Below are 7,539 nucleotides of genomic sequence, written 5' to 3'. Positions count from 1 at the left end.
AGACGCGGCGTAGATCTACTTGCGACGGCGCACCTCGTCACCTGCCGGACCGCCGCTGCAGCCGCGTCCGGCGGCGTGATCCCGGTAACCGTTCAACGGGATGACTTCGGCCCATCCGAGCGCGGGTCGCCATCCCGGGTCTGCGAATGCGATGCGCCAAGGTCGTTGAGGGTCATGATCGCGACATTCCAGCAGATGGTCGCGAGGTCGGCGTCCGGATGCACGTTGCGTTCAAGTTGGGACCGCGGGTGGACGAAGTTGCGGTATTCGCGCAAGACCTGGGCGAAGTCCTTGGCGTCGCGCTTGATGAGTCCGTACCGGTGCGCGGTGTCGATGAGGTTGTAAAGATTGGGCTGATCTCTGTTCCCGCGACCGGACGCGGATGTCGCAGCGGTACGGGTTCCGCTGGTGCTCTCGGCCGCCAGAATTTTGTCTCGTTGTTGCACCACCGCGTGCAGGACGCCTTCGAGAAGGCTTCCCACCGTGACGATCGCCGCGAAGTAGGCGCCATTTTCTCTGCATGTCACGGCTTCGCCGAGTCGACTCCGCAGCAGTCCGACCATAGCGTGGTCGTGTACGAAGTCGGCTATGTCAACGGTCAACTCGACTGGAGCGCTTGCCGCCGGTTCGGCAGCCGATGGTCTCACGTCGATAACAATGTTCTGGCCGCCACGGTAAGCCACGGCGAGGCCGTCTGTGTTGAGAATCCGGTTGACGGCATCCCGCATGGCGACGGCTGATCGTGGGTCGTCGTACTCCCGCTGGTCGCACAGCCGGCGCAGGATTCGTTCGACCGCATTCCGATCTCCGGCTCTGGATGTCAGGAGTTCGTCGACCCAGGGGACCCGGTATGAACCGTCGTAGTCCACCGGATCCGGCCAATCCGCATGACGAAACAGCGCCGCGATCTCGCGTCCGGTCCGTTCATACGGTCCGTCCTGGTCGACGATAAGACGCGCCAACCGTTCCCGGGTGACCGTGTCCAGCACGTCCGGCATCAGACTGTCCCGTTTCCGACGTTGGTCCGCCTGACGGCTTCGGTGAGCCGGCTGCGGATCACCGGGCCGAGCCGGCCGTACCCGAGTTCGGATCGGGCCGCCTCCACCAGTTCTTCCTCGGTACGAAGCAGCTCGTCACTGCGGATCCACCGCACGAGGGCGTCGAGCTGGGAATCGGTGTACTGGACGATCGGCGTGCCGCGCGCGCGTAGGCGTGGCCGTGCTCCCTTCCGCCTCGGCGGCATGGGTGTGGATCCCACCGGTTTCGTTCGCGGTGTTGGCATGGTCGGTCGGGCCGGTGCATCGCTGTCGACCGCGGTGACCGCTTCCTTCCAGGCCGCCTGCACCTTCGCCAGCTCGGTGATCGGGTCCCGGAACCAGCTTGTCGACCATATTCGATGGAAGCGCCAGCCGAGGCGTTCCAGATGTTCCTGACGAAGGCGGTCCCTGTCCCGTGCGGATTGCGAGCTGTGGTAGCTCGCTCCGTCCGCTTCGATGGCCAGCACCATACGTCCAGGCTGTTCGGGATGAGCGGCGGCGAAGTCGATTCGGCAACCGGACACCCCGTACTGGGGAACGACCCGTATGCCCGCTTCCTGCAGGGCCTTCAGTACGTCGTCCTCAAAGGGGTTGAGGTCAATTCCGGTTGCCTGACCCGATCCGGTCAGGTCGGCGCCGAGCCGGGCGTACTCCAGATATGCCCGCAGCAGGCGAGCACCGGTGGCGCGCAGTTTCTCCGGGTGCATGTCATAGTCCGAAAAGGAGCTGACCACGGTCATCCGCCGCCGTGCGCGGGTCACGGCCACATTGAGCCGTCGTTCCCCGCCGTCGAGGTTGAGTGGACCGAATCTGTGGGGGAGACGGCCGTCGACCCCCTTGGCGTAGCCGATGCTCAGAATGATCGAATCGCGTTCGTCGCCCTGGACCCGTTCGATGTTCTTCACGAAGAACGGACGCCGGATGCCGTCCGGGTTTTCGGAGAAGAAGCCGGTGAGATCCGGACGCCCGGCGCGGGCGGCTCGCAGCTTGGCATCGATCCGCTGCGCCTGCTTATCACTCATGGTGATGACACCCAGGCTTTCGGTCGGGCGTTGCTCGGCGTGGCGCAGCACCAAGTCGACAACCGCCTCGACCTCCTCGGGTGCCGGGGCCTGCTGGCCCGGGGACAGCCGCCCGTCGACCAGGACGTGCTCGACGGGCGTCCCGGTCAGCACACCGGGAAAAGTGATCAGATCATTGTCGTAGATGTGGACGTTGGAAAACGTGATGAGTCGTTCGTCCTTGCTGCGGTAGTGCCACTGCAGTCGTCGGCTGGGCAGTAGCGTCTGCAGGACATCCAGAATCGACTCGAAGTCTCCAGTGTTCGTCGCGCTGTCGCTGTCGTCGTCGCCAGTTCCGTCGGAGCCGCCACCGGCCTGCTCGTCACCGGCGGCGAGAAACCGGGCGAAGAATGTCGTCGGCGGAAGTTGGTGCGGGTCGCCGGCGACCACGAGCTGGTGGCCACGGATGATCGAAGTGATCGCGTCCGCCGGCCGTACCTGGCTTGCCTCGTCGAAGATGACGACGTCAAACAGGCGTTGCGCGGGCAGCAGCTGGCTCACGACCAGTGGAGACATCGCCCAGCAGGGGCGGGCGGCCAGCACCAGGTCGCCGGCCTTTGTCACGAGGTCCCGAATGGGAAGGTGCCGGGTCTTCTTACGCGCTTGCGTTTTCAGCACCGGCACCTGCCCTGGGAAGGCGTTCATGGCCAGGTACAGGCGTTCCGCAACCAGTCGGCGAATCCGATCGGTGGTGGCCTGAAGATGTTCGGAGTCGGTGGTGACGAACTTGGCCGCGATGCGCGAGTGCGCATCGCCCCGGAATCCGCTGAACCCACGTTCGGTCAGCGCCAGCTCATCGAGGATGGACCGCAGCCAGGTCCATCGAAACGTCTGGGCTGCTGTCTCGGCATCGGCCTCCCGGGCAACGAGAAGATCGACCAGGGTGCCCAGCCCGATACCGCGCAGCCGCTCCAGCAGGTCGTTGATCTCAGGCAGGTTCTGCAGGATCGGGTCGTCACGCATCCGCCGTAGCACGTCGGCCGCGCGGTCAGCGGACATGTCCTCCAACCGGGCTGTGGCCAGTACCGCCGAAACCGCGGCCAACCTGCGCAGCAGCTCCTGGTGGGAGGCGGCTGCCTCGGCCAACTCCGGCGGTGCGCTCGGCGCCCGATCGTCAACGGCAAGAGCGCGCCAACGATCAGTGATCGCGACGACCGCGGAAACGCCCGCGTGCAGGGTGGCGCGTCGGAACGCGCGGTCCCGCCGCAGCGCCCTGGCCCGACGTCGCAGAGTTCGCCGTTGTCCAAGGCTCATCCCGCTGGCGTTCCGGCGTCGCCACGAGCGGGACGCCGTGGCCTCGACAAGAGCTGCCAGCTCGTCCGCGGAGGCGGTGATCGCCTCGTCGACGTGGTGTTCCAGCAGCTGCTGGAGGTCATCCAGCAGCGTGATTATCTCTTCCCATTCGGCCACGACGGCGGGCTGCCGGAGTCCGGTTCGCGTGATCAGCTCGCTCAGGAGGCGGTCGGCGTCGGGTAGGGCGCTACTCAGCAGCGTGTTGACGTGATCGCGAAGATCGCGCACCTGGTCGGACGTGCGTACCCGGGCGCCGGCCCACGGGGAGACCGCAGGAGTGAGCGTCAACCCGCCGAGATCGGCGAGTCGACGGATATCGGAGTCGACAGCCCGGGACTCTGCCGCGCCGAGATCTCGTAGCACAGACCCGGTGAAACGGACGTCGTTGGTGCACTCATCCGGGAGCCCGGCCAGTTCGGACTGGGCGTCGAAAATGTTGAGATCCCACGGTGGCCTGATCGTGTGCATGATCTGTTCATGTTCGATCAGCGTGCGGCGCTGTTCGGCGAGCTGCCCGTACCGGACCCGTGTCTGCCGATCCGGCGGTGGTGTCTGGCGCGCAGCCTCCAGCGTATCGGCGAGCTGACGCGCGACCAGCCGCTTGTTCTTCGCGGTTCCGCCGCCATGCAGGTCCAGGACGAGGTCAGCCAGCCCCGCGTCGGTGAGCCGATCGACGACGGCGTCGATAGCCGCGCGCTTCTCGGCGACGAAGAGCGCGGTCTTCCCGTGCGCGGCGAGGCTCGCGATGAGGTTGGCGATGGTCTGGCTCTTGCCGGTTCCCGGCGGGCCATGGATGACCAGGTGCCGGCCGGCAAGGACCATTTCGATCGCGGCGTGCTGGGAGGAGTCGGCATCCAGGACGATGAACTCCTCGACGGGGGCGATCTCGTCCGGAGGTCGGATGGGCGTGTCGCGGCCGCTGGTGGCCAATGCGTCCCGTGCTCGGCCATCGCCGGCGAGCGCGGCCACGATGTCATGGGCGGCCATGAGGTCATGGGCCCGGCCGAGATCGTCCACCATGGCCAGCTTCTCGTAGTTGAAGAGCCCCACCGCGAATTCCTTGGTCACGGTGAGCCCTGGCAGCGCCCGCCCGGCGGCCGCCCGGATCGCGCTGAACACGTGCTCGACCTGCGTCAGTGCCCGGTCGATGAACACTCGCGGATCGGCGGCGGAGGCCGTGGTGTCCGCCGGCTCGTTGTCGTCGCCCACCCGCGGCGGCACCCATCCGCCATCCGCGTCACCGGTCACCCGGGATCCGCCGCTGTCGACACCGTTGGCTGTCAGCCCGTTTTCCGGAAGGACACCCGATAGGTCAACGGTGACGCCATAGCTGCGTCGCAGGAGGTGCAACAGCACTTGGTTGATCTGTATCTCGTCGCCGGCCTCGAGATGGAAGTCGCTACCCGTGGGGTCGATCGGTGTGATCTCAACGGGTCGGAGTAGCACCGGCGCGTTCGGCCGGGGGATGCCCTGTGAGGACCCACCGGGCGGCGTCCACGACAGGGCTCCGTAGATCAGGAAAGCAGGTCGGATGCCCTGTTCTTCTTCGACGACCCGGGCTTTGCCACGGATGTTCTTGGCGGCGGTCCGGGCGCGAAGGATCGCATCCGGATCGGGGAAAAGGTCGGACAGCCGGACCCGTTCGCCGTGGAGCAGCCGTCCCAGAACGTCAGCGGCGCTGTCGGCCAGGTCGAGGGTGGTGGTCCTGCTGTGGCGGAAGTTGAGGAGTGTGTTGCGACCGGAGATGTCGATGAGGTCTTCCGCCCAGGTGGAGGCGGCAGCCTCGACGACCCGGCGACGATTCTGCGTGGACAAGGCGTGCTCCTGGATGATCTAACCCGGCCAGGCGACCGATGATGCCGCCCTTTCAGACGAACCGACCATCATCGGGGATACGGCCACCAGTGTCCACTATGCGGGGTAGGGGCATCGCGCAGGGCCAGCAGCTGTCCACATCTGTCCGTGATGGCAACCGGGACGCGTTGCCGGATCGACACAGCTGGGCGGCCACCACGTCGTGCGGGGCATTGCATTGGGTAGCTCCGCGCTGCCATCAGCGTTCGGCGTGCAGCTGGGTGAGCCACTCCTCGGACATGCGCCCCGTCCGATCAACCGCGGGCTCGGGCAAATGCGCCCGGTCGAATGGACGCCCGGCCGGATCAGTCCGGCCGTCACCAGGCGCTGGTAGCGATCGTCAGCCGCCGACGCCGATCTGGCCGAGCAGGGTCGCGTGGTCGAAGTAGACGGTCTCCTTGATAAGCCGGTCGCCGTCGAAGTGGAAGACGCAGCCGCAGCGCACGTCGATGGGTCTGCCGGTGGCGGGCACACCGGCCCACGGGCCATTGTGGGTACCCGTCATCCGGGTGTCGACGAACACGATGTCGTCGCCGTGATGGATTGAACGGGCTCTCGCGGCGCAGCTCCACCAGGGCGACGGAATGGACCACGACGCGGATCCGGGGCAGCTCCCGCAGGGTCGCGACGGTCTCGACGACCGGGCGCGCGTCGATCGTTTCGCCGACGTAGGCGATGTTGATATATGGGTGGAACTCGTCAGGTTCGCCCATGGCTTTCACCGTGCGGGCCCCCGCGTCAAGGAGGTGGTCATTCAGGGCAAGCAGCGGCTCCCAGGGGACGACGGCGAGTCCGATCGAGTCCGATCGAGTCCGATCGAGTCCGATCGAGTCCGGGGAGCCGGTCGCCGGACCCACGATCAGCGTGAATGGTTCGATGGCCGCGAGCGACCGACGGGCCTCGGCAACAGCACGGTTGATATCGCCGATGTCGTCGATCTCGTCTTCTCTTCGACTACCACTGCACCGCACGACAGTGTCGTGGCTCGTAATGCGGCCACCGCCGCCCCGGAGAGAATCTTCAACAGCCTCGGCACGGTCGCTCTCGCCAGCGACAGTGACGTCAGGGACAACCGTCCGACCAACCGCACACCAGCTCCACCGGTAGCAGGGTGCGATGACTGATCCGTCCCGGCCACGGCCTCGCCCACCTGTCCGGTCTGTACCGGTGATCGGTGGCTACCAGCCGAGGACGGTGGCGATGCGCTCACGGTGGTGGGCGGCACCGCCGAGCAGCACCGCGTCGGCGCGGGCCCGGCGGAAGTACAGGTGGGCGTTGTGCTCCCAGGTGAACCCGATCCCGCCGTGCAACTGGACGGTTTCCGCGCTGACGGTGCGGAACGCGTCCGAGCACCACGCCTGCGCCACCGCCGCCGCCTCGGCGAACGCGGGGGTGCCGGCGGCGATGAGCGCGCGGTCCACCGCTGAGCGTGACATCTCCACGAGTACGAGCAGGTCCGCGCACAGATGCTTGACGGCCTGGAAGCCGCCGATCGGACGGCCGAACTGGCGGCGTTCCTTCGCGTAGGAGACGATCATGTCCAGGCACGCCTGGGCGCCGCCGAGCTGTTCGGCGGCGAGCACCACACCGGTGGTGTCCAGCGCGGGGCAGACCACATCGGTCGCGGTCCCACCGCGGGTGAGCCGAGTCGCGGCCGCGCCGGTGAAGGTGACCCGGGCCTGTGCCCGGGTGAGGTCGAGGGTGGTCAGCCGCGTGACGGTCACACCGGGGCCGTCAGCGGGGACGAGGAAGAGATCCGCTCCGTCCCCCGGCCGGGACACGGCCGCGACGATGAGGCGGCGCGCACCCGGACCGTCCAGCACAAAGGGCGCGACCCCGTCGAGGACCACCCGGTCACGGCCGCTGTCCCCGCCCTCGTCACGGAACGTCAGCTGAAGACGGCCGGGCCGCCACAGCCCGTCGGCGTCGGTGACCGCGGGCCCGGTCACCTGCCCGGCCGCGATGTCCGCGAGTGCCGCCGCCGGCCCACCGGCCCCGGCCAGCACCTGGCCGGCCAGCACGGTCGAGGACAGGAACGGTACCGGCAGCAGGGTGGCGCCCAGCACCTCGGCGACGGTGGTGAGCTCGGCGAGGCCGCCCGCACCGCCGATGTCCTCGGGCAGCCCGAGGCAGGCCAGACCGATCTCGCGGCCCAGGACCGTCCAGGCGTGTTCGTCGAAGCCCGGCCCGTCGTCGCCGAGCCCGCGGGCCACGGCCGGGCCGCCCAGTTCCAGGCAGGCCTGCATGACGGTTTCCCGCAGGCTCGCGAGCTCCTCGCGCCGCTCGCGCTCGCG

General features: G+C 67.6%; 4 protein-coding genes and 1 pseudogene. All 5 read right to left on the bottom strand.

The features are described 5' to 3' along the window. Positions 1 to 92: 92 nt before the first annotated feature. The gene (locus MJ783_RS12955; protein WP_239310678.1) at positions 93 to 998 is read right to left on the bottom strand and encodes a hypothetical protein; all 906 of its coding nucleotides are present in this window, start codon (positions 996 to 998) and stop codon (positions 93 to 95) included. Beyond that, positions 998 to 5,206, bottom strand: a complete 4,209-nt coding sequence (locus tag MJ783_RS12950; protein WP_239310677.1) for an AAA domain-containing protein — start codon at positions 5,204 to 5,206, stop codon at positions 998 to 1,000. The genes MJ783_RS12955 and MJ783_RS12950 overlap by 1 nt, the downstream gene beginning before the upstream one ends. A 379-nt stretch (positions 5,207 to 5,585) precedes the next feature. Further along, on the bottom strand, positions 5,586 to 5,768 hold the full coding sequence (locus MJ783_RS12945; RefSeq protein WP_239310676.1) for an ester cyclase: 183 nt from the start codon (positions 5,766 to 5,768) through the stop codon (positions 5,586 to 5,588). Positions 5,769 to 5,862: 94 nt separating this feature from the next. After that, positions 5,863 to 6,216 (bottom strand): annotated as a pseudogene (locus MJ783_RS23685) (hypothetical protein); the annotation flags it as partial. A gap of 207 nt (positions 6,217 to 6,423) precedes the next feature. Beyond that, positions 6,424 to 7,539, bottom strand: a 1,116-nt coding sequence (locus tag MJ783_RS12935) for an acyl-CoA dehydrogenase family protein (protein ID WP_239310674.1), incomplete at its 5' end; no start/stop codon positions are given.

The sequence above is a fragment of the Protofrankia sp. Cj3 genome (assembly GCF_917627355.1).
Taxonomy (GTDB): domain Bacteria; phylum Actinomycetota; class Actinomycetes; order Frankiales; family Frankiaceae; genus Protofrankia.
This window is presented reverse-complemented; position numbering and strand designations above follow the sequence as displayed.

Excerpts from the sequence above, each read along its gene's own strand:
- MJ783_RS12955 (WP_239310678.1), bottom strand. The coding sequence starts at position 998 with ATGCCGGACGTGCTGGACACGGTCACCCGGGAACGGTTGGCGCGTCTT.